Source organism: Rossellomorea sp. GAMAL-10_SWC (genome assembly GCF_049568075.1).
In the GTDB taxonomy this organism is placed as follows: domain Bacteria; phylum Bacillota; class Bacilli; order Bacillales; family Bacillaceae_G; genus Gottfriedia.
The window spans coordinates 3,910,449-3,934,925 of record NZ_CP144911.1 but is presented as its reverse complement, the minus strand read 5'-3'; the positions used below and the strand labels follow the sequence as shown (position 1 = coordinate 3,934,925).

The window sequence follows — 24,477 nt, the reverse complement described above, 5'->3', positions numbered from 1 at the left end:
ATCTAATGATTGATTAAAGTATTTGCCATACCTAGTGCTTTACGGGTTTGTTTCCGATTAAAATAATAATTGAACAATTCTTTTTCCGATTGATTTATTAGATAAGCGAATCCTAGTTTTTTAAAAAATGGTAGTGAATGTTCCGCCAAATATTGGTGATATTCTTGTTCCTTTTCTAAGATTAAAAAGTTTAATAAAATGAATAAATTGATGAATAGTTTGTCATTTTTTTTTGAAGCAATATCAAACCCTTTACTTACATACTGTAATAATTGTCCTTTAGGTAATAGTTCTCCATAATAGGAACTTCGTATATATCCTTCTAGGGAAAGTAAATATGGTATAGAATAAGAATCCTTCAATTTCATAGACTCAAAATAATATTTTTTTGCTAACTCATAATTTTTTCTTCGGTAATATTCAAAGGCTAAATTATGATATACTCTTGCTTTTCGGTCTGATGATCTACAAATTTCACAGCTTTGGATTAAGTTTTCAAATCCTTTAATCGTCTCTGAAAATTCTTCATTATCTTTAACTTGTATTAGCATAAGCATTTCGGAGTCGATTACACGAAGATAGGAATTAATACTTTTGAAATACTGACGCGCTTTATCAGCATAAAAGTAAGCCATAACAGGTAAATCGTTAGAATGGTAAGCAGAAGCTAAATGATAATAATATTCCTCATTTGCATATTCTTCAATATTAATTTTCTTTAAAACCTGAATGGCAAGTAATGGTTCATGGTTCGCTAAGTGATAAATACCTTGCACATGTCTAAAAAGATTTATTTCATAAGGCGACAATTTGTGCTTTATTTTTTTTATTTCATTAATGAGCTCTTTTGCTTCATTCATTAAATTCTTCATTAATAAATATCTGATGCGAAGTAATTTATATTGATTGATATAATTTGAAATTTGAATTAACTCTTCTTGCTTAAGTTCTAAGTTGATTTCTTCTATTTCGTCAAATAGTTGCATTACAATAGACTGCTGCCAACTATTTATACGCATCTTAATATTTTTTAATTTTAAAATCTCATTTTCGATTTTTATTCCAAGTCTTACCGATAGTAGGGCAATAATTTCATTTGCATATTCTGTTTGAGATCTTTCTATTTTACTAATATGTGTACTAGAACAAATTCCTTTCCCTAACTGTTCTTGTGTCATCTGAGATTTTTCTCGATAATATTTTATGATTTTCCCCTCATACATAACAAATTTCTCCCTTTTATAAACCTTTTTATTAATAGTTTGAGCAGTAGAAAACCATCGATTCCCCCAAGTTAATAATAAAAATTTCTATTGAATTTTAATGATTTTCTTTCCAAACACAATCTATAAATCAATAAATTTAGTAAAATATGAGATTTAATTCTAAAAAGAAAATTTAATTATGATGATTAATGTCGAAATAAGGACTATAAATAAAAATTTGGACTGAAATAACCCCCATTTACCACGAAAAATAGCTAAATTACAATTAAATTATTAGATTTGTCTAATTATTCTAATTCTAATTTTACATCATTTTTTTAATTGGAGGAATGAATTAGAGTTAGTTAATTTAATCATTTTTTCATGCAGTAACTATTTTTTACTTAATTTAACTTAATCTAGTAGAAGGAGCGCATCGAAATGAAGATTAGAAATAAGAAAATGCTAAATGTAATGGTAACAAGTGTATTAACTACAAGCTTTTTTACATCTTATTTAATGCCTCAAAAAAAATCTTATGCAACGTCGAACTCTGTAGAATCAATTTTAAAGGGACTGACAGATGAGCAAAGACAATCGATTAAGCGTTTAACTCCTCAAGAAGGCTTTGTGATCGATCCTAGTTTATTATCTTTAAAAGATAAAACTGCAAATATTATTGTTGAACTTAAAACTTCACCAATTGAAAATGATCAAAATGGAAAAGTAAAAGAGATTTCTAAAGGTAAGAAAGAAAAAATTAAAGGTGAACAAGAGTTCTTTAAAAAGCGATTAACAGAATTATGGAGTAAGAAAAACGAAAAAGTGGAAGCAACTCAGCAAGCTAAGGAGAAAACAAACCAATTCCATATCAAACAATCATTTGAAAATGTATTTAATGGAATGGTAATGACCATTCCGACAGATCAAATTAATTTACTTCTTCAAACAGGTGTTGTGAAACGAGTATGGAAGGATAACAAAGTTAGTGTACCAATCAATGAGCTTTCTGATAACGCTTCTACAAAAAACAAAAGTGTTCCACCAGCTTTACCCCTTTTAGGTGTAGAGCGTTTACATAATGAGGATATAAAAGGACAGGGGATTAAAGTAGGAGTTCTTGATACGGGTATTGATTACAATCATCCGGATTTAAAGGATGTTTATAAAGGTGGTTATGATTTTGTAGATAATGACTCGGATCCAATGGAGTCTACACCTGCAGATCTTGCTGCTTCTGGTGAGCCAGCAGAAATTGATGGTCGCCCATTTGTTACTGAGCATGGAACGCATGTTGCGGGTACGATTGCATCAAACCCACGAAATAACGTTGATTATGCGATGACTGGCGTTGCACCAAATGTTGATTTATATGCATATCGTGTTTTAGGGCATTATGGTTCAGGATATGATTCTTGGATTATTGCTGGTATAGAAAAGGCCGTAGAAGATGGCATGGATGTAATTAATCTTTCTTTAGGAAACAGTAATAATTATTCTTTAGATGTTACAGCAGTAGCGATTAATAATGCAGCTTTGCAAGGAGTAGTTCCCGTTGTAGCTGGAGGTAACGCAGGTCCTACGCCAGGGTCATTAGGTTCTCCTGGTTCATCACCGTTAGCTATTACTGTTGGAGCAAGCGATGTTCCTACAGATATACCAACTGTACAGACGAGTATGGGGAATGTTTCAGTTACAAATGAGTTAATGGCTCACGGTTTAGGTAAAGATTATTTAAGTATGATAGATAAAGAATTGAATGTAGTAGATGTAGGAATAGGTGCCGAAGAGGATTATACAAATAAAGACGTAAGTGGCAAAGTGGCACTAATATCACGTGGTACTTTATCTTTTGATGAAAAAATCCGTCGTGCTCATGATAAAGGGGCAGTAGCAGTGTTAATTTATAACAATATAGAAGAAGAGATTCCTTTCTTCTTAGGAGAAAACTTTGGATATGTACCAACCTTTAAAATGAGTCGAGAGGAAGGGAAAAGTATTGTTGATGAACTCAATAAGAATCCGGAAGTTAAATTAAAAATGACGGATTTACAGTCAAATATGACATCTGGTGACGTATTAGCAGATTTTAGTTCCAGAGGACCAGTAAGTAATAATTTTGATATTAAACCAGATGTTGTGGCACCAGGGGTTTCTATTTTCTCAACTGTACCAGAATATATTAATAATCCAGAAAAAGAGACGGATTATTCAACTAGTTACGCGAGCATGGATGGAACTTCTATGGCTACACCGCATGTTGCGGGTGTTACTGCATTATTATTACAATCTCATCCGGAATATACTGTTGCCGATGTAAAAGCAGCACTTATGAATACAGCGGATCTATTAAAAGGAAGAACATATAATGTAAACGAAGTTGGGGCTGGGCGAGTAGATGCTTATGAGGCAGTTCATAACACCACTTTAGTAGAAGTACAAAATAAAACATACACATTGGATGAAAATGGTTTTAAAAAGCAAATCGATGATGTATCTGGTTCATTACCTTTCGGAAGTATTACACAAACAAGCGAGGAACAAAATCGTACAACATCAATTAGTATTAAAAATTTAAGCAAAAATAATGAAACATATCATACAAGAGTAGAATTTTTAACGATCGATGATGTTTCAAAGGATGCTAGTAAAAATGGAGTAAAACTTGAATTGCCTTCTAAAGTAACTGTTAATGGAAATGAAAGTGTCAATATAGACGCCAAAGTAACAATACCAAAATCTTCTGAGTTTGGCATATATGAAGGATATATTTATGTAGAAAATGAATCAAAAACACAGGAGTACCAAATACCATTCCACGTGAGATATACGACAAGTGGCTTTGCAAAGGTTGATTTCTTTAAGAATGCAATTACAAGTGACTTAAGTAACTTCCATCCTGATATACTGCCTTTTACACCAGTTACAATAAGATTAAACAGTGAAATGAAAAAAATCGATGTAGTTGTTAGCGATCTATCTGGAAAACCAATTGGCCTGTATGGTACTTTCGATTTAGATGGTGCAAATGTTGATACAGATTACTTAATCATGTATGGCTTTTCAGGTGATGTAAAATTATTTACAGGCGACCCAAATAAGCCATTATCACTTGAATATGAAACACTGGATGAGGGCAAATATATTGTTTCTTATATTGGTACAGATGCAGATGGAAAAACCTATAAAGTAGACAATGATATGGTAATTGATAATACACCTCCAAAAGTAGTTTTTGATAAAAAGACAGGCATTAATGAAGTTTCCGAGGCTGATTTAACAACAGAAACAAACCCAATGGATGGTAAAGACTACAAAGCTTACTGGGTCCATGGGAATGTATATGATGATACGATTGATTATTTAAAGAATAGGGGACATAATCTATCTCAAGAAGCAAATACAGTTTATGCCTACCAGGATTCGTCATGGCCAACAGCGCAGTTTTTCCCTACAGAAAATGGTGACTTCAAATTTGGTGTATTACCAGAAGAGTATACAAATTACCCTACGAACGTAGCGATTTATACTTATGATTATGCATCAGCAGGAAATCCGGTTTTCCCAGATTTTACGATTATTAATAAAGGCGATCGCTATTCAACGATTAATACAGGGACTAAAGAAGTTACGCTAGGTTCAGAGTTTACAAGTACATTTACTGTCCACAATGCAAAAGATTTAACAAGTGCCAACGCCACAATAAATATTCCAAACTATTATAAAGTAATGAGTGTAAAGCAATCGAAGCAATTAGATGAGTTAATGAATAAAAATAATTGGAGTATTCGCATTGGAAAACCGCAAGTAACAGGGGATACCTGGTCAAATATTACAACATTTTCAGTCGACATTAAGGATAAAAAGACTAACTTACCAGTAAAAATAAATGGAAATATTGATTTGCTAGATATTAATTTAAAGGTTGTGTGCGACCTTAACTATATGAGGGAGAGTGGCTTTTATTATCAGGAGTCAACATATCAAACAAATGAAGGTAATAAGATTACGTTACCGACATATGCTAATCGCTTTAAATTCATCGCCCAACATTCAGTTTTAGAAGGGTATTTCCACGGTGAGGCAGTTAACTTTTATAACTACGATTTAGATTATTCGAAGTTAGGTGTAAAAGCATATGTTGTAGATAAAAACGGTAAACAATATAAAGCGGATATTTCAGAAAATGGCTATATGACGATTTTTGATATACCGGCAACTGAGGATGATTATACACTCATAGTTAACATTCCAGGACACTATCAATATAGTAAAAAAATTAAATTAGGTAAATTAATAGATGGAAAAGTCCAAGGTATAGACTATATCGCTTATACTGACACTGCAGCGGCAGGAGACATTAATGGAGATAATGTAATTGATATTTATGATGCTAAGCTTATTGCAAATAAAGCTCAGGAATCCGGCGATAGGTTGAAGGAAGATCTAAATAAAGATGGGGTTGTTGATATACTGGACTTCAATTATGTTGAAAAGAACTTCATGACAACAAATCCATTTTTCCCTACATCTATTAAACCAGTTGAAAAAACAAGTAAGTTAACATTAGAAGAATTGAAAAAGAAATTTAACTAGAGTGCAAGATTAAGTGAATTTGCGTTAAAAAGCCACAAGGAATTTACCTTGTGGCTTTTCTTTGTTTTAAAGAGTTTTTATGATGAAGTCACATTCAAGTTAATAAAAAGTTGGGTAATAAATATATTTTTTCTCATCATTTGTAAATTTAGTCATAAAAAAAGTGCCCCCCAAAATCATAGACTATGTCTAACATTCGGGGGGGCACTTCAAGTTGTCTTGTGGTATTTTATCATGCATCTAAATCAATCAGTGTTACTTCCAAGATTCAATTGCATTTATTAATAATGACGCAAATACTTTTGCACCATCTGGTTTTAAATGAACGCCATCTGGAGAAAAATATGAATTATGATTTGCGCTAGCACTATGCCAGTCTACAACTCTAGTATTTGAATATTTACTTGAAACTTCCCTTAAAGTTTTATTAACAATCGATTCCCAAGGTCTTGGTACACGTGTGTTAACAAATAAAATTTTTCGATCTTTTCCAATTAACTCTATGAGAGAAGACATTTGTTTTACGGTAAACGGACCGTTTGTACCAAGCTCTATGACAACAATATTACCAAGCGAATTTGTATTTTTTGCTTGTTGAATAATTGCAGATGCTTCAGTAAATTGTCTTCCAATTTTAGCATTTACTGAAAGGGATGAATATGTTTTTTTGAGTTCAGGAATTGAATTAATAACAACAGAATCTCCTATGATAAATACACTATTGTTTGAAACAGCCGGCTTATTCGTATCAGCAGGTTTAGTATTAGTAGTAGTATTTGGAGTTTGATTGTTATTTACAACTGGTTTAGAATCTTCAGTTGTTTGACCAGTATTATTTTGCTTATTTGTATTGTCAGTAACTGGCTTTTCATCTTTATTTACTGTTTTTTCTTCATTATTTACTGTTTTATTGTCATCCTTTTGCTGAATTGGCTTAGTTACCTGTTTATCGTGATCAACTATAGCTGTTGAAGGAGGTTTTTTAGTATCGTTTTCAACAACAGTTTCAGATGATTGCTTTGATACGGATTGAACCGATTCAATTTCTGAGCTTGCTTTTACACCTTGAGCATCAGGGAGCATAGATAGTCCAAAGCTTGCGATCCCAGATAGTAAAATAAACGTGCTTATAATCACAATATGTTTATAAAAGAATTCTTTTAAATTAATATTTCCTGCAAGGAAATTCTTCCAAAGTATACCTAGTTTACCTTTTCTAATTGGGTCTTCAATATAGTGATAGGATAGTGCTGCAAGAACAAATATTAAAGTAATTTGACAAATTGCTCTAAAAAGTGAAATATCGCCAGTGTTAACCTTAGGGGAAAATAAAATAATTACAGGATACTGCCATAAATAAATTCCATATGAACGTAATCCGATCCATTTCAATGGTCTCATTGCTAGGAATCTACCAATCTTACTTGTAGGGTGAGCGAGTGCTGCGATTAGCATTGCAGCGGAAATAGACAATAGGAACATTCCTCCGCGATAAAGGAAACTATCATATTGATTTGTTTTACCGACCATAAGTAGAAAAATAAGTAAACCAGTAATCCCAACTAGATCAATTAAAATCTTTCCAGAGGTTGTAACGTTATTTGTAAGTTTTCGGCTAGGCCATACTAATGCTAAAGAAGCTCCTATCAATAATGAAAAAGCTCTCGTATCAGTACCGTAATAGACCCTACTAGGATCACTACCTGGATGGAATAATATAGCCATCAGTAATGCAGAAACGATTGCACCAACTAATGTATATAAAAATAGGCGATCTTTATTTTTAATATATTTTAAGCCTAATAAAGTAAGGATTGGCCAAATAATATAAAATTGCTCTTCAACTGCTAACGACCAAAAATGATTTAATATTGAAGGATTTGCAAAAGACTCAAAATATGAAAGATGATGGAAAATATACCACCAATTACTGTAATAAAATATTGCAGCTACTGAATCTTGTTTTAAATTTCCGATCATTGATGATTTGAATAATGAAACAAATGCAATGACAATTAGTAGTAAGGTGAACATTCCAGGTAAAAGTCTTTTTGCGCGGCGGTACCAAAAACTTTTTAAGTCGATCCTTTGATTTGTACTCCACTCGGCAATTAATAAATCAGTAATCAAATAACCTGAAAGTACAAAGAATACTGTTACTCCTAGGAACCCACCAGAAGCAAAGGAAAAATTTAAGTGATATGCAATGACCGATAAAACTGCTAATGCTCTAAGCCCATCTAATCCAGCCATATAACGAAACTGTTTATTTGTATTAGACATAAGCAGAACCTCTTTGTTTAAACACCTCATAAACGATTTCTTTTTCGAACAAATGTTGAGCTCTTATAAAATTTAATTTTTTAACCGTCTGAACCGCGAAGTTCATTACTAATTTCCCCTTCCCCTAATTTAACTATTTATATCAGCCTTCTTTATATATTTGGCTATTTGTTTAATGTATTTGTTTTTCTTAAAAGAGAGCCAAACCTAATCAATTAAGAGTGGCTCCTTTATTCGTTTGTTTAAAATTTATCTAATGTAATGATGTCCAACTAAAACTTTTGAAAGAACGTCAGTTGGAATCGTGAATTCAACAACACCCATATAACCAGGGGCAACTTCATATTTATCAAATGAAATAACAAGCTTATGATCTTTATTTATATAAAAATTTTGATTGTCTTTAATGGTTACGAAAGGATCAATTGAATAGTCAAGATTTGCTTCCGGTATCCAGTATACCTTACTTTCATCTTTTTTCATCTGCTCTTTCATTTGTTCTTTAATGTTTTCGCTAATTATTTTTACATATGATTGATCTTTAAAAAGAATAGGTAAAGACAATAAAATCTCCTTTTTCTTGTCAATTGTGTCAAATTTCATAGTTGTTGAAGAGGAAGCAGCAGTATTAACAACATATCGTTCAATCGACAATATGTCCTCATTATCTGTTTTAACTTCATAACCACTATCAATTCCTAAGTGTGCACCAGAATCTTTTTTTACAGATTCTGTTTCTTTCATAAATTGATCATATAGCTTCTTATTTTCTTCTAAGTATTTTTTGTTCAAGCTTTGCTCTAAATCTTTATTTTTTAAATTATTAACCGCAGGGACTTTTAAATCTGCCTTATAGGTTGGCTCATCTACAGTATATTCAGTAAAAGTTAGTACATTAACAACATTTCCAAGTATTGGAACATTCGATAATGTCTTTGCAAAAGTCGAACTAGTATTGATTGATAAAACAAATAGTGCAGCAGTAAAAAAACCTGTAATTGACTTTAGAGGGAATCTTTTTTGTATGGAACGTTTAATTGCTTTTTTAACAATAATGTCCAAATTATCAGGGATAGGGACATTTTTATAGTCCGATCTTAATTTTTCTAATTTTTTATCCAACTAATTGGCCTCCCAAAAATAAATTCATTTCATTTTAATCCGGAGTATTTCTAAAGCTTTATATAAACGAGTTTTTATAGTATTTGGACTCTCCTGTAAAATTTCAGCAACTTCTTCAATCTTTAAGTCTTCGAAATACCTGAGGACAATTACAGCCCGATATTTAGTTGGTAAAGATTCTAATGATCTTTCTAAATCAATATCCGTATAATTATCATCCTGACCTGAAGAAAATAACTCAATCGTTTCTTCATCCATTACAGTTACTTTTTTTTGTTTTCTTAAAAAATCTAATGATGTATTTACTACAATTCTATAAAACCAACTTTTTAAAGATTGTTCATTTTTTAATTTATCTTTTGAGGAAATGGCTTTATGAATAGAATCTTGTAATATATCCACCGCATCTTCTGAATTTTTAACGTAGCTATAAGCTAACCGATAAAAATCATCTTTATTATTAATAATAAAATCTACAAGTTCCTTTTCTAAGTTTGATTTCCCCTTCATTTAAAGAGCTCCTTTTTTGAGATACGTATCTAAGAAGGTACACATTATAAAAGACGTATACCTATTCGAAAAAGTTTTATAAAAAGTAAAAAACATTTAAGGAAATTTTTACTAAAAATCAGCCAAATAGTTTAATGGGAATTTGGCCTAAATTAGTAGTATACAGATGGCATACCTGTTCGTAAACAAACTATAGACAATTAAGCGAAAAAAAGAGCTAAAGAGTACTTCAGCTCCAATCAACTAGCGTTTTAGAAACAAAAAAAGCAAGAATCTTAAAATCTTGCTCTTTTATAGTTGTTTTATTTTAAAATGCTGAATGTATAACGAATCAAATAATTTAGTCATAAATATGTTAGCTATTTATTTACCTATTGAGATTATAGATAATAGGAATAAGAGTCTACAAACTGTACTAAACTTACTAATTTAGTTGGAGGATATATGATTAAAGAACACTATATTTTTAACCCATTTCCAAAAATAGTTACGGATCGATTAGTTTTAAGACAAATGAATAATGAAGATCAAAATGAGATATTCGCATTACGATCAAATGAAAAGATGTCTCAATATATAAATAGACTGATTGCAAAAGAAGTTGATGAAGCACTTCAATATATAATAATGATTAATGACGGAATTGAACGTAATGATTGGGTTCTTTGGGCAATTACTCTTAAAGAAAGTGATCAATTAATCGGTACAATTTGCTTGTGGAATTTTTCGGTCGAGCAATCGAAAGGGGAAGTTGGATATGAACTTTCACCAGGGCTTCAAGGTAAAGGAATCATGCAAGAGGCTTTAAAAGCAGTGTTAGCATATGGATTTAATACACTTAAATTACATGTCATTGAAGGAATTGTTCAATCAGAAAATCAAAAATCAATCCAAATTTTAGAGAGAAATAAATTTATTAATAAAGGCTTGGTAAAGAAGAAATCGGCGGATGAAGAAGACATACATTCATGCATTTTTGAGTTAACGAATGAAAGGTATTACTCCAAATAATAAGAAAAATAGAGAATCAATTAGGTTTCTATTTTTTCATTCATTAGGATTTTAACGTTTAAACAAACGTTTGAATAAAAAAGTAGTCGCTAAGCTAATAGCGACTACTTTTTTAGTTTAAACTAACAATTTTTAAATTTTTTGATTGTAGATATTCAATAATTTGTGGTAAAGCATCTAAAGAAGGTTTAGTTTCGTGAAGTAGAATGATACTCCCAGATTCGGTGTGGCTTTTAACGTAATTGATAATTGTATTTGTATTGCGGTTCTTCCAATCTTCAGTATCTTTATCCCATAGAACCATTTTAAATTGATGTTTTTGCATTAATTCAATAGTTGATTGGTTTTTTGCACCGTATGGTGGTCTGAAGAGAGTAGTGTCTTGCTTAGTAATATTTGTTATTAAGTTACTTGTTCTAACCATATCATCTTCTTGATTTTTATAAGATAGTTTTAAGTAGTCATTGTGGTGCATGGAGTGGCTTCCAACCGAATAACCGTTAGAATATGCGTATTGTACACAATCAGGATATCTTTGAACGTTATCTCCGATATAGAAAAAAGTACCGCCTACTTTGTATTTTTTTAAAACATTTACAATTTCCTTTGAATATTTCGAGGGACCATCATCAAAAGTAAGGGCTACGCTACCTTGTGGGATACTATAGTTAACTACATTGTTTAATTTTACAGTCGGATAAATTGATTGGACAGGTTTATTGATTGGTTCTTGCTTTATTGCATATCTAACATCCGGCTCATTTGTGTGCACATTCGGTTGAGATACGTTTTTAATATCAGTATTCTTTGGATCATGTTTTTCCTGATTGGTTTTATTTGGTTTCTCTGGAGATTTTGAATTTTGTGCCTTTGCAACACTTTCAGCTTTTGCTGGTTTTTTTCCGCAAAATAAAGATTCTGATTTACAAGTTTGACTCTTATAAGCTATTAAACTAATCGATAGAATACTAATAGCAGCAACAGTAAGCCACCCATAAAGTTTATAACGTTTCGAAATACTCTTTTCTTTTTTGGAATTGGATCGACTAATTGATAAATAAGGTAGATCAATTAAAATTCTAAGATCCTTCATATTTTTTATGGAGTGAAGTTGAAGATGAAACTCTTCTGAACAAGAAAAGTAGATTTTTTCACTCTCATTATTATTTAATTTAGTTACAAAACTAGTAAACTGATTTTTATCCTCATCCCAAGTACTACATAAAGAAAGGCTAAACTTATAATTTTCATCAAAAATAATTTTTGATTTCATAAGATTGGCCGTTTCGTTGTCAATTTCCCAATGAAGTTCTATTTCTTGATTAAATAATAGTTTTATATGCAAAAAGGATTTATCGAATTTTTGTTCGATTGATAAAAGCTCAATATGTTTTTCATTGTTAATTGACATAACTTCCTCCTATCTTGTAAAGAAATCATTAATTTTCGTGTATTTAAAGACAGTTTAGACTGATCTAAAACTATATCTTTTGTCATAATTATTTCTACTGTTTTTCTTTAAATATATTAGTCTATAAGGAAAATAATATGTAAAGATTTTCCCTTTTGAGAATAGGTTTTTTAAATACTTTAAAATATGTCGAATATTAAATTCACCTTACAATTTAATTGTAAAGTACTGTAAGAAATTGTCAATTGAAGATTTGAAATTAGTCCCTTTGGAACAAGAGAATTAAGTTGAAAAGTATAGAAAGTACCATTTAATAATTTTTAATAGATTGAAATGGCATCTCATTAGGAAAAAAGTAACTTTGAGATGCTTTTTTTGTGTAAATTAGGAGTTCTAACATTTTAAAAGGTCTTTTGAGGCATCCTTTTTAAAATAAGAAAGTATAAAAATTAAAAAGTAAAATTGACATTTTGTAAACAATAACATATTATGTTTGTAAATAAATAAACGTTTTGAAAGTTTGTTTGGTAAACAATAAACAAAAAAGGGTTGTGTTTGTTAAGTGGAAAATTTAGACGTTTTTTGGAATGCAGATATAGAAGAATTAAAACAAGGATATATCGAAGAGGAAAATCATTATTTATGTTTACTCTGTAGTAAAAAAATTGAAAAAGGAATTATTTATCAAGATTCAGGTATTTTATATGAAGCTGAAAAATACATGAGAGTTCATATAGAACAAAGTCATGACTCTGTTTTCAATTATTTGATCCAGCTGGATAAAAAACTAACAGGATTAACAGAACATCAAAACCATCTTTTACGTCTTTTTTATCAAGGGAAGAGTGATACAGATATTCAAAAAGAAACTGGTATCGGTAGCGCTTCTACGATTAGGAATCATCGCTTTGTTTTAAAGGAAAAAGAAAGACAAGCAAAATTATTTCTTGTCATGATGGAGCTTTTAAAAGAAAAGGATGAGCATGCGCCAAGTTTTTTACCACTTCATAAAACAGCAAAAATGGTCGATGAGCGCTATAACATTACGGAAGATGAAATGGAAAAAACCTTAAAAAAATACTTTCCGGAAGGCATAGAGGGACCATTAAAAAAATTTCCATTAAAGGAAAAACAAAAGCTTGTTGTTCTAAGAGAAATCGTTAAAAGATTTTCACCAAATAAGAAATATACAGAAAAAGAGATAAATGAAGTACTGACAGCTACTTATCCTGATTATGTCGTGTTAAGAAGATACTTAATTGAATATGGCTTTATTGATCGAAAGTCGGATGGCAGTAGTTATTGGTTAAAAGCTTAGAAGAGAAAGGTTGTTAAAAATGAGTAGAAAAAAAGAATTAAAAATGCAATATAAAGAAACGAAAGTTCAAGCAGGTATTTATCAAATTAAAAACGTAAAAAATCAAAAAATATTCATAGTAAGTACTAAAAATTTAAAAACAATTAATGGAAAGAAATTTGAATTAGAGGCAGGGTCTTGTACAAATAAAACACTTCAACAAGAATGGAATGAATATGGAAAAGAGTCATTTGTATTTGAGGAATTAGAAATTTTAAAGGAAGAAGACATTAGTCCATTAGGTATCAAGGGAGATCTAAAAAGACTTGAGGAAAAATGGTTAGAAAAACTTCAACCTTATGGTGAAAGAGGATATCACACAAACAATAGCAAGGGTGATCAGACTTGATTACATCTGAGATTAATCCTCAGGAGCAAAAAAAAGTAAAATTTACTTTATTACGCCCAATGATTATGTTTCTAATTCCATTACTTTTAAGTAATATTATGCAGTCAATTGGCCAGGTTTTTAGCATGATTATAGTAGGAAATTGGTTAGGGGAAAATGCATTAGCTGCAATTTCAGCTTTCTTTCCCATATTTTTCTTTTTAGTATCATTTATTATTGGAATTGGCTCTGGCAGTTCAATTTTGATTGGTCAGGCACATGGGGCAAAACTTGAAAATAGAGTAAAAGCGATTGTTGGAACGACTCTTACTTTTACTCTTTTCCTCGCTGTAGTGCTTGCAATCATTGGCAATATTTTTATTGAAAAACTTTTGAGTTTAATAGGAACTCCTGAAAATATTCTTCATGTAAGTACACATTATGCTTCCATTTTATTTTGGTCGATTCCCGTGCTATTTATCTATATGGTATATACAACTCTAATGAGGGGTATTGGGGATTCAAAAACACCGTTTTATTTTCTTATATTAAGTACAGTTTTAAATGTTGCACTTTTACCACCATTAGTATTTGGTTGGTTAGGCATACCAAAGCTAGGAATATATGGGGCAGCATATGCATCAATAGGTTCAACGGTTTTGACATGTATAGTTCTATTCATATACTTACACAAAACGAATCATCCACTTCGTCTTGATACTTCGTTAAGAAACTATTTGAAGATGGATCCTGAACTTTTAAAACTAATTTTAAAACTAGGTATTCCAACGAGTATTAATATGGTATTTCTTTCGATTTCTGAGATTGCCGTTATTACTTTTGTTAATCAATATGGATCAGAGGCTACTGCATCCTATGGGGTTGTAAATCAGTTAGTAAGTTATGTTCAAATGCCATCAATTTGTATTGGAATCGCAGTATCAATTTTTGCTGCTCAGTCAATAGGAGCAAATCAGGTTGATCGATTAAACCAAGTTATTAAAATAGGATTATTACTTAACTATGTGCTCGGTGGCATAGTAGTCTTACTCACTTATTTTTTCTCAAAGCCTATTTTAAATTTATTTCTAACGAATGATAGTACTGTACAAATAGCGAATAGTTTATTGATGATTACGTTATGGGGATATTTAATACTCGGACATTCATTTATTTTATCGTCTACAATGCGTGCTAGTGGAGCAGTACTGTGGCCAACGCTTATTAGTATATTTGTAATATGGTGTATTGAAGTACCTGTAGCTTATCTTTTATCTCATTACACAAGTCTCGGAATGAAAGGAATTTGGTTCGGATACCCGGCAGCTTTTATAGTTGGACTTGGATTAAATTTTTTATATTATAAATTTTCATGGAGAAAGAAACGTATAGTCCGTTTAGTCAATTAATTTGAAATTCATTATTTCGTTGAACTAAAACCACAAGGGAATTCCTTGTGGTTTTAGTGTGTAGACAAAATACAAAAAAATTGATTTTCAGACTGATTGCAAGCGCTTGGCGGGCAGTCTGAACCACAAGGGAATTCCTTGTGGTTATTTGTTTTCCCTTTAGAAATACCGTATACCTTTATTGTTATAGGAACATACTTTTATAGATACAAATTAAAATGCAATTTTACTGATTATGTTCATAAAATCGTAACATGATCGGTCATTTGATTAGAATAATTAATTTCATTGGACAATAAGATATTACATTATAGGGGGGATTTCGTGATGGAGTTGGATAATGTCACACTCAGTAGATTACTAACAAGTATGACACTAGTATTTCACATTATTTTTGCAACAATTGGTGTAGGAATACCCTTAATGATCGCAATTGCAGAAGGGTTAGGAATCTTAAAAAAGGATCCACATTACACGCTAATGGCGAGAAGATGGGCCAGAGGTTACACAATTACCGTTGCAGTCGGAGTAGTAACTGGTACTTGTATTGGTCTACAACTATCTTTATTATGGCCGAGCTTTATGAGAATCGCGGGTCAAGCAATTAGTTTCCCATTGTTTATGGAAACATTCGCTTTCTTTTTTGAAGCGATATTCCTTGGGATCTATTTATATACTTGGGACCGATTTAAAAAACCTATTTATCATTGGTTGATCATTTTACCTGTTATATTAGGTTCAACTTTGTCGGCATTTTTTATCACGACAGTAAATGCGTTCATGAATACTCCACAAGGTTTTACTTTGAAAAATGGAATAATTACAACGGTCGATCCAATCGCTGCAATGTTTAATCCAGCTGCTCCTTCTAAAACTTTACATGTAATTGTTACTGCATATGTTGCATCCGCACTTATATTAACGTCGATCGCCGCTATTCAATTATTAAGAGGAAAGAATACGGAATACACACGAAAAGGGCTTCGATTAGCAGCAACACTAGGATTAATTTTTGCCGTTTTAACAGGTGTCACAGGAGATGTATCAGCAAAATTCCTTGCTAAATACCAACCAGAAAAACTAGCAGCTATTGAATGGCATTTTGAGACAGAAAGAGGAGCAGATTTTGTCTTATTCGGAACACTAGATGATAAAACACATGAAGTAAAATATGAAATTCGAATTCCTAAACTGCTAAGCTTTTTATCTTTCTCAGATTTTAATGCACCAGTAATTGGATTAAATGAATTCCCAAAAGATGAGACGCCACCTTTGTTCATACATTATTTATTTGATATTAAAATGACATTTGTCGGCTTAATAATATCGATGACCTTCATATTTGTTGTGTTTTCTATCAAGAAGAAAAATTGGATGCATAATAAATGGCTTTTACGTGGACTGGCGCTGACTGGCCCATTAGCGATGATCAATATCGAACTTGGATGGATGATTGCCGAAATTGGCCGCCAGCCATGGATATTAAGAGGATATATGAAGGTTTCAGAGGGAGCCACAACTGCCAAAGGACTAGGCGGTATGTTTTGGTTATTTTTTGTATTGTATGTATTTTTAGGAGTCTTTTGTACAATCGTTATTCGAAAAATGTTCATTCATAATCCACCCGAAGATGAACTTCAATATCGTTTAAAAAAATAGGCTCTGTTAAATTTCAATCGTAAAACTTTCGGTAAGTTACGAATAAGTAAATGTTGTAGCTTGAAAGAGTATTGCTTGAATTTGAGACAAAGCCAATGAATAGGAGGGTGAACATTGAATATTGAGTTATTAGGAATAATCGTTTTATGGATATTTCTATATGGATATATCATTATTGCATCAATTGACTTCGGTGCTGGATTCTTTGCTTATTATGGAAAAGTAACGAAAAAGGATCACTTAATAAATAATTTGATTAGTAGATATTTATCACCTGTTTGGGAGATAACGAATGTATTTTTTGTATTTTTCTTTGTTGGCATTATAGGCTTTTTTCCAAGTGTTGCATTTTACTATGGGACGGCTCTATTAATCCCAGGAAGTATTTCGCTAGTCCTATTGGCAATTAGAGGCTCGTTTTATGCCTTTTCTAATTATGGATCAAAGGAAAACAAAGTTTATTTATTCTTATATGGAGCCACAGGCCTATTGATTCCAGCTTCACTTTGTACAGTTCTGACCATTTCCGGAGGAGGGTATATAGTTGAAAAAAATGGAGTCGTTCAATTTTTAGCTAAAAACCTATTAACAAGTATCTACTCCTGGAGTGTTGTAATCATTGCAATCATTTCAGTCTTATATATTAGCGCAACATTTTTAACCTATTACGCAAGTAAAGCAAAAGATGAAAGTGCGCTAGCGATATTAAGACAATATGCTTTATATTGGACCGTACCAACAATCCTATCAAGCTTTCTTATATTTGTAGGATTAAGAGATAATAATGTTAGATTTTATGAAAATATCGTTAATCATTATTGGTGGATGTTTTTATTATCATTAGTTTGTTTTTTAATAGCATCATCATTAATTTTACTAAAACGAAATTACGGAACAGCCTTTATATTTGTAATGCTCCAATTCTTCTTTGCTTTTTTCGGCTATGGAGCAGCGCATTTGCCATATATATTAGATCCATATATTACGATATACAATGGATACACCAATAAAACATCCGGTACCATGCTAGTAACTGTATTTGTCTTAGGGTTACTACTATTAGTTCCATCGCTATTGTTCTTATTTAAACTATTTTTATTTGATGCCGAGTATGTTCAAGGCAAAAAGTAAAGTGGGGGAGATGAAATGCACTCTTCTAATAAACATGAAAAGCGGCTTGTACTTCTATGTTTTATTGTAGCTTTAATAATGGGATTATCTTTTATTAGTAAATTTTTTCATTGAATAATGAGTGGAGAGGCGCCTATAAAATTGGGGCGCTTTTTTTTGAATAAAGGATGAGGTAGGGGTGAACTGCAAATAAATTTTATGGAACTGCGCTAAAGCGACGGGGGTGCAAATAAATCAGTAGGAACTGCAAATAAACTGATGGAGCTGCAAATAAAAAAGACAAAACTGCAATTAAAAATGTCAAAACCGCAAATAAAAAAGGTGAATCTGCAATTAACATGCTAAATTCACCTGAATTTACGTTCGTATTATTTAGATAGATAGAAAAAGGGTAAAATCTAATCATATATTTTGGAATATAACCTAGTTTCCGCTACATTCATGCACTTTCTAAAACTTTTCCTTCTTTTACAAGTAGCGTACGAGTCGAAACATTACTTGCGAATTCCATGTCGTGAGTAATGACAAGGATGCTCATTCCGTCATTTGCTAATTTTTTCATAATCTCAGCAATTCCGTTCGTTAGTTCAGGATCTAGTGCGGAAGTAGGTTCATCAAAGCAAAGAATTTTTGGCTGTAGTGCACACGCTCTAGCGATTGCTACACGTTGCTGTTGTCCGCCTGATAACTCGTTTGGTAATGAATTTGCTTTATCACTTAGACCAACTTGTTTTAATAAATCCATTGCTCTTTTTGTAGCATCTTCTTTATTCATACCTAGTACAAGAGTAGGGGCTTCAATAATATTTTCAATTACTGTTTTATGTGGGAATAAATTATAGTTTTGAAAAACGAGTCCAACGTTTTTTCTTACTTTTAAAAGATCTTTTTTAGATTTTATCATTTGGCCATCTATTTCAATAGATCCGCCATCGAAGCTTTCTAAACCATTAATACAACGAAGTATTGTCGTTTTACCTGCTCCTGATTGTCCTAGTAGAGTAACGATTTCTCCTTTATTAACTTCAAAAGAGACTTCATTTAATACGGTTTGTTTATTAAACTGTTTTGTTAAGTTATTTACTTTTAACATTTTTAGTCTCTCCTTATTTATAATATGAATATCGATTTTCTAATCGTTTAAATAAATTCGTTAATATTGCTGTTAGTAGAAGATAAATAATACCAACGAAAACAAGAGGCAGTAGTGATGCGCTTGTATTAGATGCGATTTTAGCTACTCGAAGCATATCATCAAGTCCAACTACATATACAAGAGCTGAATCTTTTACTAGCGTAATGACTTCGTTTGAAACAGGTGGTAATACTTTTTTAGTCATTTGAGGCAGAATAATTCTTTTAAAAGTTTGACTTCGACTCAATCCTAAAACCTCTGCTGCTTCATATTGACCTTTATCAACTGATTGAATACCGGCTCTGAATATTTCTCCAAAATAAGCTGCATAATTAAGTACAAATGCGATAATAACTGTTGTAAAACGGTCAAAGACAATTCCGACTAATGGTAAACCAAAAAAGATAAAGATTAATTGTAGAAGTAGAGGTGTACCACGCATTAATAAAATATAAGAACTAATAATTGATTTGATTGCTGTAATATTCGAAAGTCTTCCAAGTGCAATGATGATTCCAAGTGGAATTGCTAACGCTAGAGTAATTAAGAAAACCTCTAGCGTTATTTTTAATCCATCAAGCATGGAAGGTAATAAAGATGTAATTTGTTCCATGATCGTAAGCTCCTTTTTATTTCAATGTACCGAACCATTTTTTGTAAATTTTGTCATAAGTACCATCTTTTTTCATAGCACTAATTTCTTTGTTAATTTTTTTAAGTAAATCAGCATCATCTTTTCTAACGCCAATTCCATATTCTTCTTCACCAAAGTTGTCTTCTAAAATTTTGTATTTGTTTTGGCCTCTTTTGTTCATGTAATATCTAGCTAATGTTTCATCCGCTACAACCACATCTACACGTTTTGATTCTAAGTCCATTAAAGCTTGGTTGTTATTTTCATATAACACAGGTTTACTACCGTTAAATGATGTTACTAAGTTTTTATCTTTGTTAACTGCATCTAAAGAACTTGATCCTTCTTGAATCCCAACATTTTTACCTTTTAAATCTGATTTTGTTTTTATTTTTGAATTTGCTAGGGTGATAATAACTTGTCTATTTTTTAAATATGCATCTGAGAAATTTACTTTTTTCTTGCGCTCATCTGTAATTGAATAGCCGTTCCAAATTGCATCAATATTTCCTGATTTTAATTCAGTCTCTTTCATTGACCAATCAATTGGTTGGAAAGTTACTTTCATATTTTCACGTTTAAATACTTCTTTTGCTAAATCAATATCAAAACCTACAATCTTACCTTTATCATCTTTAAAACCCATTGGTACAAAAGTATCATCTAATCCAACGACTACTTCGTTTGCATTTCGTTTTTCTTTTCCACAACCAGTTACAACTAATATTGAAATCATACAAATGATCATTGCTGACATTAATTTTTTATTCATTTTACTCTCTCCCTTAAAATATTTTTGAAAAACAAAAAACTCCCGACCTCTAGCTATATGGAATAGCTAGAGGACGGGAGTATTACTCACGTGGTTCCACCTCTATTTATTGATACCTCACGATACCAACCTCTTCAAGTGCAGCAATTAAGCTATACTCTAGCACGATAACGGGTGCAGGGAATCCGGAAACAGTCTACTACCAAAAAGGGTTCGGTGCTCAGCTCAGAGATGTGTTCAAAATATTGTCTTACGCCCCTCGCACCAACCGGGAACTCTCTGTTTAAGAACTTAATACTTTTACTATTTCTCATCAATGCTTTTAAAATTAAATTTTCAAATATGTTCAATACTGCAGTTTTTATAAAATCAAACTAGTTTGTTTTGCGATGAACAAATAATATTACAGATTACAAACAACTGTCAACAAATTTTATTTGAAAAAACGTTGATTTTGTCAAAACTTGGATAGGAAATTTCTCGGGAAATATGGAAAATTGTCGATTGAATACTGATAGAACTGATTGGGATTGTCAAATATTATCAATTCACAAAAATAACATATACTTTATAAATTTCGATTAAAAAATATGATAAATTATCATTAAGAACGAGTGCGGTAACACTCGTTCTAGGCAACTAAATAAGCTGAGATGGTTTTATCTAGTTATATCATAAGAAGTAGCCCATGCCAGGTCAAAGCAAAGGGGCTATTTCTTTTTTGTTGCGTTGATAATGCTAACTACTAATTGGATCAATGCAACGATAAAGGTCATTATGATGATAATTTCTTTGTACTTAACAAAAAGTTCATGCACTCAAAGTATATCTAAAGAATCATATGATATAATAATTATATAAAAAAGAACGAGTGCGCCAACACTCGTTCTAGGCAACTAAATAAGCCGAGATGGTTTTATCTAAGTAATTCAAAGAAGTAGCCCATGCCGTGCAAAAGCATAGGGGCTATTTCTTTTTTGTTGCGTTGATAATAATAACTACTAATTGGATCAATGCAACGACAAAGGTCATTGCGATGAAGATTAGAGTAACTATTTCAAGTGTTTGCATTGGCAGCACCTCCTTTCTACAAAATTGCGTAGAAAAGAAGATAAAACCAATTCCCCTATGCTATTCAATTGCCTAGTTTAATTATAATAAAATAACTATAATCAAACTGTAGTTGTAATTATAAAATTTAAACAATTTCATGAAGTTTTAGAATGATTACAATTCTGTTCGGTTGGTAAAAATTGAACAGAGTGTTGAAATATTAATATCTTAAAAATTATTGTATGATAGGATTATAGTTTTTTTGAACGTAAAATATGGATATAGATAATGTAAAGTAGGAGAGTAGAATGAGAAAATTTAAGAAAGTTTATATAGAAATTACAAATATATGTAATTTGAAGTGTAATTTTTGCCCGAGCCCAACTTTGGAGAGACCGTTGAAGTTTTTGGACGAGAAAGCATTTACTCATGTTGTAAATTCGGTTAAACCTTATACGGAACATATTTATTTTCATTTGATGGGAGAGCCATTTTTAAATACAAAGCTCGGTCGTTTTTTGGATATTAGTCATGAAAATGGTTTGAAGGTTAACATAACAACGAATGGTACGTTAATTAATAAGGTAAAGGATTTATTAATTGAATCCAAAGGTTTAAGACAAATCAATTTTTCACTTCATAGTTTTGAGGCGAATGATTTAACGAAGGATTTGCATGATTACGTTGAAAATATTACGAACTTCATTAATGAAGCGAATGAACAAAGTGATATGATTTGTGCAATTAGGCTTTGGAATATGGATAGTGAAGAGTTAAGAGCAAGTAACTCACTGAATATTGATATATTAAATTTACTTGAAGAAAAACTAAACTTAGACTTTTCTTTAAGTGAAAGACTTCAGGAAACACATAATATTAAACTGCGTGATAAAATTTATTTAAATATGGCAGAAAAGTTCCAATGGCCAGACATGGGTAATGATATCATCGATGAAAATGTATTCTGCTATGGATTAAGGGATCAGATCGGTGTATTAGTTGATGGAACAGTAGTACCATGTTGTTTAGATAGTGAAGGTAAGATTCCATTAGGGAATATTTATGAGACATCACTAGAAGATATTTTAAATTCTGAGCGTGCAAGAGCAATTTATGATGGCTTCTCAAGACGATGTGCAGTGGAAGAATTATGCAAAAGATGCGGTTATGCAAAACGACATAAAAAGTAATTTTTGGTAAAAAGCGCTTTCTTTTTAAAAGAAAGTGCTTTCTTATTGAAAAGCGAAAAAAAGCTATATTCATCCCTAAAATTTTATAGTAGTATAGTTTAGTCTGTTTAAAATTTTAGGAGGATTTACATCAATGAAAGACGTTCAACAAATTAAAATAACTACTGCAGATCCATCTGCAATTGGTTTATTCGGTTTAGCGATGGTAACGCTTGTTGCCTCAACACAAAAATTAGGAATTACTGATGGGGTTTCATTAGTATTACCGTGGGCAATTTTTTTAGGTGCGATTGCACAATTATTTGCGAGTATCCAGGATTTTAAACATAACAATGTTTTTGGAGCAACAGCATTTGGAGCATATGCTTTCTTTTGGTTAGCTGTTGGTACTACTTGGCTAATTCAATTAGGTGTTTTTGGAAAGGCATTAATGAATGCAGCTGATGTTAAACAACTTGGTTTTGCTTTTGTAGGATATTTAATCTTTTCAATTTTTATGACAATCGGTGCAATGGAAACTCATAAAGTATTATTTATTATTTTTGTATTAATTGATTGTTTATTTATTGGATTATCATTAAGCACATTAGGATTTATGGAAGAAGCTACACATACCTTTGCAGCATACAGTGAATTAGGAATTGCAATTATGTCATTTTATGGATCAGCTGCAGCTGTATTAAATAGTCACTTTGGAAGAGAATTCTTACCTGTAGGGAAACCTTTTGGGATTTTTAAAGCGAAATAATAATTCAGTCTTAAAATTAACTTTTTGGACTTTGTCAGTCTGAAACTCAAGTTTTTTGTACTAGGTCTACACACTGAAACCTTTACCATTGGAGTAAAGGTTTTTTTATAAATATTTGTATTGTTTAATCGGAAATGACAGATGATAATATCGTGCTTTTAAAAAGGTAAAGAATGAAAGGTGGAAATTCGTTTGACTACACTATTGTATATCACAGCACATCCGCACGATAAGTCTACTTCTTACAGTATGGCGGTTGGTGATGCATTTATCGAGAGTTATAAAGCTGCACATCCGAATGATCAAGTAGTACATATTGACCTTTATAATGAAACAATTCCTCATATTGATGCCGAAGTATTTGCAGGATGGGGGAAACTTCAATCTGGAGGATCATTTGATACACTTTCTTCAGGTGAACAATCAAAAGTAGGAAGATTAAACGAGATTGTAACTCAATTTGCTGAAGCAGATAAATATGTATTTGTTACACCTTTATGGAACTTTTTATTCCCTCCAATTATGAAGAACTATATTGATGCGATTTGCGTTGCTGGTAAAACTTTCAAATATACTTCTAATGGTCCTCAAGGATTATTAGGTGGTAAAAAAGCTTTGCATATCCAAGCACGTGGTGGGGTTTATTCAGAAGGTCCAGCTGCAGGCCTTGAAATGGGACATCGCTATATTGGAGTGATAATGGGCTTCTTAGGTGTTCAAGACTTTAATGGAATTTTTGTAGAAGGTCAAAATCAATTCCCAGACCGAGCACAAGAAATTAAAGAACAAGCAATTCAAAAAGCTAAGGAAACTGCAAAGGATTTTTAATATGTTTAGAATAAAAACTCACTTTTTTGGTGAGTTTTTTTCAGTTATGATCAGGAATTATCGTCTTCTAGTATTTTAATTTACTCAAGAACCTT

The 24,477-nt window shown here is 31.6% G+C and carries 19 protein-coding genes and 1 other annotated feature; of the genes, 10 read left to right on the top strand and 9 right to left on the bottom strand.

Annotation, left to right across the window (positions count from 1 at the left end; translation table 11 throughout):
• Positions 1-2 precede the first annotated feature (2 nt).
• Positions 3-1,223, bottom strand: coding sequence for a helix-turn-helix domain-containing protein (locus V5E38_RS19095; protein ID WP_499211156.1), 1,221 nt, complete (start codon positions 1,221-1,223; stop codon positions 3-5).
• A gap of 423 nt (positions 1,224-1,646) precedes the next feature.
• Here V5E38_RS19095 and V5E38_RS19090 point away from each other — a divergent pair, with 423 nt between their 5' ends.
• A complete protein-coding gene (locus V5E38_RS19090) occupies positions 1,647-5,801 on the top strand; it encodes a S8 family serine peptidase (RefSeq protein WP_499211155.1) in 4,155 nt (1,384 codons plus the stop codon).
• 255 nt (positions 5,802-6,056) lie between these two features.
• Here the strand turns inward: V5E38_RS19090 and V5E38_RS19085 are convergent, their stop codons facing one another.
• The 3 genes from V5E38_RS19085 to sigV all read right to left on the bottom strand — a co-directional run bounded on the left by V5E38_RS19085 (position 6,057) and on the right by sigV (position 9,716).
• On the bottom strand, positions 6,057-8,084 hold the full coding sequence (locus V5E38_RS19085) for an acyltransferase family protein (protein ID WP_499211154.1): 2,028 nt from the start codon (positions 8,082-8,084) through the stop codon (positions 6,057-6,059).
• Between the two features lie 249 nt (positions 8,085-8,333).
• Entirely contained in the window at positions 8,334-9,206 is an 873-nt protein-coding gene (rsiV, locus tag V5E38_RS19080) for a DUF3298 and DUF4163 domain-containing protein (protein WP_499211153.1), read from the bottom strand.
• A gap of 24 nt (positions 9,207-9,230) precedes the next feature.
• Positions 9,231-9,716 carry an RNA polymerase sigma factor gene (sigV, locus tag V5E38_RS19075; protein WP_499211152.1) on the bottom strand — a complete coding sequence of 162 codons (486 nt, stop codon included), beginning with the start codon at positions 9,714-9,716 and terminating at the stop codon, positions 9,231-9,233.
• A gap of 444 nt (positions 9,717-10,160) precedes the next feature.
• On the opposite strand from sigV, the gene V5E38_RS19070 reads away from it, so the two are divergent.
• The gene (locus V5E38_RS19070) at positions 10,161-10,727 is read left to right on the top strand and encodes a GNAT family N-acetyltransferase (protein ID WP_499211151.1); all 567 of its coding nucleotides are present in this window, start codon (positions 10,161-10,163) and stop codon (positions 10,725-10,727) included.
• Between the two features lie 112 nt (positions 10,728-10,839).
• Here V5E38_RS19070 and V5E38_RS19065 read toward each other — a convergent pair whose 3' ends face one another.
• Positions 10,840-12,138 (bottom strand): polysaccharide deacetylase family protein, encoded by a 1,299-nt coding sequence (locus V5E38_RS19065; RefSeq protein ID WP_499211150.1) that lies wholly within the window; start codon positions 12,136-12,138, stop codon positions 10,840-10,842.
• 562 nt (positions 12,139-12,700) lie between these two features.
• Here V5E38_RS19065 and V5E38_RS19060 point away from each other — a divergent pair.
• The 5 genes from V5E38_RS19060 (at position 12,701) to V5E38_RS19040 (ending at position 18,022) form a co-directional block, all read left to right on the top strand.
• Positions 12,701-13,456 carry a DUF2087 domain-containing protein gene (locus tag V5E38_RS19060; RefSeq protein WP_499211149.1) on the top strand — a complete coding sequence of 252 codons (756 nt, stop codon included), beginning with the start codon at positions 12,701-12,703 and terminating at the stop codon, positions 13,454-13,456.
• Between the two features lie 19 nt (positions 13,457-13,475).
• Positions 13,476-13,844, top strand: coding sequence for a GIY-YIG nuclease family protein (locus V5E38_RS19055; RefSeq protein WP_499211148.1), 369 nt, complete (start codon positions 13,476-13,478; stop codon positions 13,842-13,844).
• Positions 13,845-13,903: 59 nt separating this feature from the next.
• The gene (locus V5E38_RS19050) at positions 13,904-15,232 is read left to right on the top strand and encodes an MATE family efflux transporter (RefSeq protein WP_499213608.1); all 1,329 of its coding nucleotides are present in this window, start codon (positions 13,904-13,906) and stop codon (positions 15,230-15,232) included.
• Positions 15,233-15,559: 327 nt separating this feature from the next.
• Positions 15,560-16,891 carry a cytochrome ubiquinol oxidase subunit I gene (locus V5E38_RS19045; protein ID WP_499211147.1) on the top strand — a complete coding sequence of 444 codons (1,332 nt, stop codon included), beginning with the start codon at positions 15,560-15,562 and terminating at the stop codon, positions 16,889-16,891.
• Positions 16,892-17,005: 114 nt separating this feature from the next.
• Entirely contained in the window at positions 17,006-18,022 is a 1,017-nt protein-coding gene (locus V5E38_RS19040; RefSeq protein ID WP_499211146.1) for a cytochrome d ubiquinol oxidase subunit II, read from the top strand.
• A 196-nt stretch (positions 18,023-18,218) separates the two neighbouring features.
• On the opposite strand, the gene V5E38_RS19035 is transcribed toward V5E38_RS19040, so the two are convergent.
• The 4 genes from V5E38_RS19035 to V5E38_RS19020 all read right to left on the bottom strand — a co-directional run bounded on the left by V5E38_RS19035 (position 18,219) and on the right by V5E38_RS19020 (position 20,563).
• Positions 18,219-18,362, bottom strand: coding sequence for a hypothetical protein (locus V5E38_RS19035; RefSeq protein ID WP_499211145.1), 144 nt, complete (start codon positions 18,360-18,362; stop codon positions 18,219-18,221).
• A 99-nt stretch (positions 18,363-18,461) separates the two neighbouring features.
• The gene (locus tag V5E38_RS19030; RefSeq protein ID WP_335447303.1) at positions 18,462-19,115 is read right to left on the bottom strand and encodes an amino acid ABC transporter ATP-binding protein; all 654 of its coding nucleotides are present in this window, start codon (positions 19,113-19,115) and stop codon (positions 18,462-18,464) included.
• Between the two features lie 13 nt (positions 19,116-19,128).
• Entirely contained in the window at positions 19,129-19,770 is a 642-nt protein-coding gene (locus tag V5E38_RS19025; protein WP_098428212.1) for an amino acid ABC transporter permease, read from the bottom strand.
• A 16-nt stretch (positions 19,771-19,786) separates the two neighbouring features.
• A complete protein-coding gene (locus tag V5E38_RS19020) occupies positions 19,787-20,563 on the bottom strand; it encodes an amino acid ABC transporter substrate-binding protein (protein ID WP_499211144.1) in 777 nt (258 codons plus the stop codon).
• 66 nt (positions 20,564-20,629) lie between these two features.
• Positions 20,630-20,889: a binding site (T-box leader), on the bottom strand.
• Positions 20,890-21,924: 1,035 nt separating this feature from the next.
• Between V5E38_RS19020 and V5E38_RS19015 the strand changes: the two genes are divergently transcribed.
• The 3 genes from V5E38_RS19015 to V5E38_RS19005 all read left to right on the top strand — a co-directional run bounded on the left by V5E38_RS19015 (position 21,925) and on the right by V5E38_RS19005 (position 24,382).
• The gene (locus tag V5E38_RS19015; RefSeq protein WP_499211143.1) at positions 21,925-22,806 is read left to right on the top strand and encodes a radical SAM/SPASM domain-containing protein; all 882 of its coding nucleotides are present in this window, start codon (positions 21,925-21,927) and stop codon (positions 22,804-22,806) included.
• A 133-nt stretch (positions 22,807-22,939) separates the two neighbouring features.
• Positions 22,940-23,554: an acetate uptake transporter gene (locus V5E38_RS19010; protein ID WP_097973192.1), complete on the top strand. Its 615-nt coding sequence runs from the start codon at positions 22,940-22,942 to the stop codon at positions 23,552-23,554.
• Between the two features lie 192 nt (positions 23,555-23,746).
• Complete coding sequence (locus V5E38_RS19005; protein ID WP_069032735.1) at positions 23,747-24,382, top strand: FMN-dependent NADH-azoreductase; 636 nt, start codon at positions 23,747-23,749, stop codon at positions 24,380-24,382.
• The last annotated feature ends 95 nt before the right edge of the window (positions 24,383-24,477 follow it).

Bases quoted from the DNA above. Each gene is read 5' to 3' on its own strand.
- V5E38_RS19095 (WP_499211156.1), bottom strand. From the start codon at position 1,223: ATGTATGAGGGGAAAATCATAAAATATTATCGAGAAAAATCTCAGATG.
- V5E38_RS19090 (WP_499211155.1), top strand. From the start codon at position 1,647: ATGAAGATTAGAAATAAGAAAATGCTAAATGTAATGGTAACAAGTGTA.
- V5E38_RS19085 (WP_499211154.1), bottom strand. From the start codon at position 8,084: ATGTCTAATACAAATAAACAGTTTCGTTATATGGCTGGATTAGATGGG.
- sigV (WP_499211152.1), bottom strand. From the start codon at position 9,716: ATGAAGGGGAAATCAAACTTAGAAAAGGAACTTGTAGATTTTATTATT.
- V5E38_RS19070 (WP_499211151.1), top strand. From the start codon at position 10,161: ATGATTAAAGAACACTATATTTTTAACCCATTTCCAAAAATAGTTACG.
- V5E38_RS19065 (WP_499211150.1), bottom strand. From the start codon at position 12,138: ATGTCAATTAACAATGAAAAACATATTGAGCTTTTATCAATCGAACAA.
- V5E38_RS19055 (WP_499211148.1), top strand. From the start codon at position 13,476: ATGAGTAGAAAAAAAGAATTAAAAATGCAATATAAAGAAACGAAAGTT.
- V5E38_RS19050 (WP_499213608.1), top strand. From the start codon at position 13,904: ATGATTATGTTTCTAATTCCATTACTTTTAAGTAATATTATGCAGTCA.
- V5E38_RS19045 (WP_499211147.1), top strand. From the start codon at position 15,560: ATGGAGTTGGATAATGTCACACTCAGTAGATTACTAACAAGTATGACA.
- V5E38_RS19035 (WP_499211145.1), bottom strand. From the start codon at position 18,362: ATGTTAATTGCAGATTCACCTTTTTTATTTGCGGTTTTGACATTTTTA.
- V5E38_RS19030 (WP_335447303.1), bottom strand. From the start codon at position 19,115: ATGTTAAAAGTAAATAACTTAACAAAACAGTTTAATAAACAAACCGTA.
- V5E38_RS19025 (WP_098428212.1), bottom strand. From the start codon at position 19,770: ATGGAACAAATTACATCTTTATTACCTTCCATGCTTGATGGATTAAAA.
- V5E38_RS19020 (WP_499211144.1), bottom strand. From the start codon at position 20,563: ATGAATAAAAAATTAATGTCAGCAATGATCATTTGTATGATTTCAATA.
- V5E38_RS19015 (WP_499211143.1), top strand. From the start codon at position 21,925: ATGAGAAAATTTAAGAAAGTTTATATAGAAATTACAAATATATGTAAT.
- V5E38_RS19010 (WP_097973192.1), top strand. From the start codon at position 22,940: ATGAAAGACGTTCAACAAATTAAAATAACTACTGCAGATCCATCTGCA.